1 protein-coding gene and 1 pseudogene are annotated in these 3,589 nt (G+C 45.8%); both read left to right on the top strand.

Going from position 1 to position 3,589, the window contains the following annotated elements:
* Positions 1-417: 417 nt before the first annotated feature.
* Positions 418-1,131: a hypothetical protein gene (locus QUA70_RS28180; RefSeq protein ID WP_333323809.1), complete on the top strand. Its 714-nt coding sequence runs from the start codon at positions 418-420 to the stop codon at positions 1,129-1,131.
* A 767-nt stretch (positions 1,132-1,898) separates the two neighbouring features.
* Positions 1,899-3,589: pseudogene (locus tag QUA70_RS28175) on the top strand (hypothetical protein); the annotation flags it as partial.

Below are 3,589 nucleotides of genomic sequence, written 5' to 3'. Positions count from 1 at the left end.
AGTTTTTGAGCAATAACTTGCCTGCGGTTGAGAGGCAGCTACTTTTAGGTGCGATCGTTTTTTAGTCTAAACTCCAGGTAGTATTTTCGTAAAAAAACTCGTTTCGGGGCCCCATGTAATTTTCTTTCGATCCTCGTAGGCACAGGGCATTGCCGTGCCCATACAATAAAGCCGTGTCCCTACAATAAAGTTAATCAGGCGGCAAGATATTTTTGGATTAGTTGCACTTTCCCGCAATCAACATTGCACCCATCTCTTCATCAGGTCTGTGGGTAGAACGAGTGAAATTCCCATCTGGGTTGCTTAAGATTCAAGTAAAGAAAGACTCGAATTAAAAAATAGTTTGGCACTACTGAAATTCAGTCTTCTGTTTACTAAAAGTCGCTGTTCATTGCAGATATTTGCAAGGTAAAGCCGATGAAAACACAAAAATCAATTCTACCAACCAAAGCAAAATGGGTCTCTAAAGTCATTGGATTTTCACTGTTGAGTGTTCCACTCATGTCCAATCTTACCCATGCACAATCCGGATCGCCTGCCCCTCAAATTGGATTCAGATTTCAACAATCTGAGGAATTTAATATGGGTGTAATCACTAAATCTGTCACTCAATACAATGACTCCGGCGGGTGTCAGTCCTACTCTACCACAGAGGAAATCGGTGGACAAGCAGTATTCATTTCTAGCACGATGCCGCCTGCTCCAGGGTTGCGCGTTGTGATCCGAAATGTCACCCCTAGGATTGACCACAACCCTTCTCCCTATACCGATCGTGAATACGAAAAAGCTCCAAATTCGGAAGGATTTAAAGTGTCTCTTGGCACAATTCATAGCGGTAGATATTTAGCGGTGCAACCCGGAGTAAACCACTTTTACTATGAGATAAAAAGCGGTAACACCATCATTGAATCTGGTACTTTCAACGTCAGAATTGACCAAAAAACTCAAAATATTGTTCGCGGAAGTGATAAGGAATGTCAAAGAGAAAATGCCTGGCCGATGGAAGATACCTGGCCGAGGGAAAATGCCTGGCCGATGGAAGATACCTGGCCGAGGGAATTTGATCCGCTGAGAAAAAATAATCTGATGAGGGAATATCACCGGCAGAAGGACAAGCCAAGAAGGCGTTAATTAATCAATCTTTTGAACTCAGGAAAGGAGTTGAAATCAAATGAATCGACCTACGCTCAAAAACCACAAAAATAACACCAATAATTGGTTTGGAAAGCTCTTTTTTTCATACTCCTGCCTGGTTTTTTCTGGTCATTAGCTGGATGGATGTATGTGACGATTCCCGATCGCTATCGAACCGAAGTGGACTTTCGAGCTAGAGCAGTTAGAACTTCGGGCATCGTCACTAAAAAAAATCAAAAAACAACTTGTTATGGAGGAGGATACGGTTGTTCTTCTAGTTGTGACGTAACCGTGAATTTTCAGACCAACCGGGGAAAAACTATTGTGTTTTCCAACAGTTGCACGTCTGCGGAGGAAAATCAAACAGTTCCAGTAGTGTATGACCCAGACTCTTCCCCCGTCAAAGCTCGGATTGATATAGGGGATAGTCCTGATAGTCGAAGAACAAACGATTTTATATGGTCTTTCATTCTTTTCCTTTTTGGACTCGGTTCACTCATTACTGGCTTTTCAATCTATAGAAAAAAGCACACACAGGATTGAAGGGTTGATTGCTTTGTCAATTCAGATGTATTTCACGCACCGTTTCCTCGCCCAGGTGCTGTCTAGTTTCGCAGGAACAGTCCTGGACGCACTCCGACTCCTCGAAACCGGGTTTTTACGAAAATACTTGGTTGCGACCCGCAGATTCGCTAAAAAACGCGGTTTCTGACCACCCGTGCGATCGTCCTAATGAATAAATTTTGTAATTTGGAGCAACTTCCATGAAAAATGATTTTGCAGATATAAGCTTGTCTACTTCCCTCGCTCAAAACAATCTTCTTCTCGACAGCAACAGCGCCAGCCCGATCGCATTCCCGAATAATCTGAACAATCAGATTCAAGGATTCAACCACTTAAACGATGCGATGGATGGACAAGGCGGCGACGATCGCATGGCTGGACAGAGCAGTGATGACATCGTGCGGGGCACTACTGGCAACGATACACTCTGGGGCAACGCTGGCAAGGATATACTCTGGGGCTATGCTGGCAACGATATACTCTTGGGCAACGGTGACAACGATACACTTTGGGGTAATGCTGACAACGATATACTCTGGGGCGGTGCGGGGCGAGATGTTTTAATCGGTGGGAGCGATCGCGATATCTTTGCGCTGAAACCACAGGAAGGAACTGATACGATTGTTGACTTCAACCTGAGTGAGCGCGATCGGATCGGTTTAGCTGGAGGGTTAACTTTTGATGAGTTGACCATCTCTCAAGGCACAGGGGACAATCGCAACGATACATTAATCAGCACCGAGACCGGTGAGCTACTGGCAATTCTGAACAATACCCATGCAAGCACGATCGGCAATGCAGCCTTTCTCACCTTGGGGAATCGAGGATTAATAACCAGCCAGGGCGATCGGGCAATGCGATCGGATGTCGCGCGCGATGGTTTTCGGGTAGACGGCACGGGCATCAAAATCGGGGTTTTATCTAATAATTTCAACAGGCTGGGTGGGGCGGCCCAAGACATGGCAAGCGGTGACTTGCCCGTAAAAGGCCAGCTGTTGGCAGAAGATTTGGGAAATAACTTTTTTACGCCGACAGATGAAGGCAGAGCCATGCTGCAACTTATTCACGATGTTGCTCCAGGAGCCGATTTGTTGTTTCATACAGGCTATGCCAGCGGTCAGTTTAACAGCCAGCTAGAATTGTCAAAAGCAAGTGAAAAGGCTATGGCTGATGGTATTCGCGCATTGGCAGCTCAAGGAGCGCAAATCATTGTAGACGACCTGCGCTTCGCATCTCAACCGATGTTCCAAGATGGCATCATTGCCCAAGCGATCGATGAGGTCGTCAAACAGGGTGTTTCCTACTTTACTGCTGCGGGTAACTCTGCTCGCGATAGCTATCAAAGTGATTTCAAGTCGGCTGGGTTCTTCGCGGATTATGGAGAACTTCATGACTTCGATCCAGGAACTGGGGTCGATTTCTATCAAAGCATCACACTGGCGAAAAACGATTCCCTCGCGATCTCATTCCAATGGGACTCACCGCTCGATCGTTCAACCAACGACCTCGATATTTACCTGGTTGACAATACAAAACAAAAAATCTTGGCTAGCAGCAAACTGTCAAATGTGGGAGGAGATCCGATCGAGTATTTCACATTCCGCAATGATGGTTCGTTTGGCTCGGATCAGTTCAATCTCATGATTGCCAAGCGATCGGGTGCTGCTCCCGGTTTGATGAAGTACGTGGCGAGTGGTTCCTCTACCTTCAAAATCAACAATTACAACACCAATAGTTCAACTATATATGGCAACGCAAATGCCAGGGGAGTTGCAGCAGTCGGAGCCGCCCCTTACTTTGACACCCCTGCTTACGGTGTAACCCACATTCCGCAGATGTGTGTGGAATTTTTTATCAGTTGTGAAAAGTTGGAGTCAAAAAGTTTTTCCCT

This window comes from Microcoleus sp. LAD1_D5, from assembly GCF_036702115.1.
Classification (GTDB): Bacteria; Cyanobacteriota; Cyanobacteriia; order Cyanobacteriales; family Microcoleaceae; genus Microcoleus.
The sequence above is the reverse complement of the archived record's forward strand: the minus strand, read 5'-3'. Positions and strand labels throughout refer to the sequence as shown.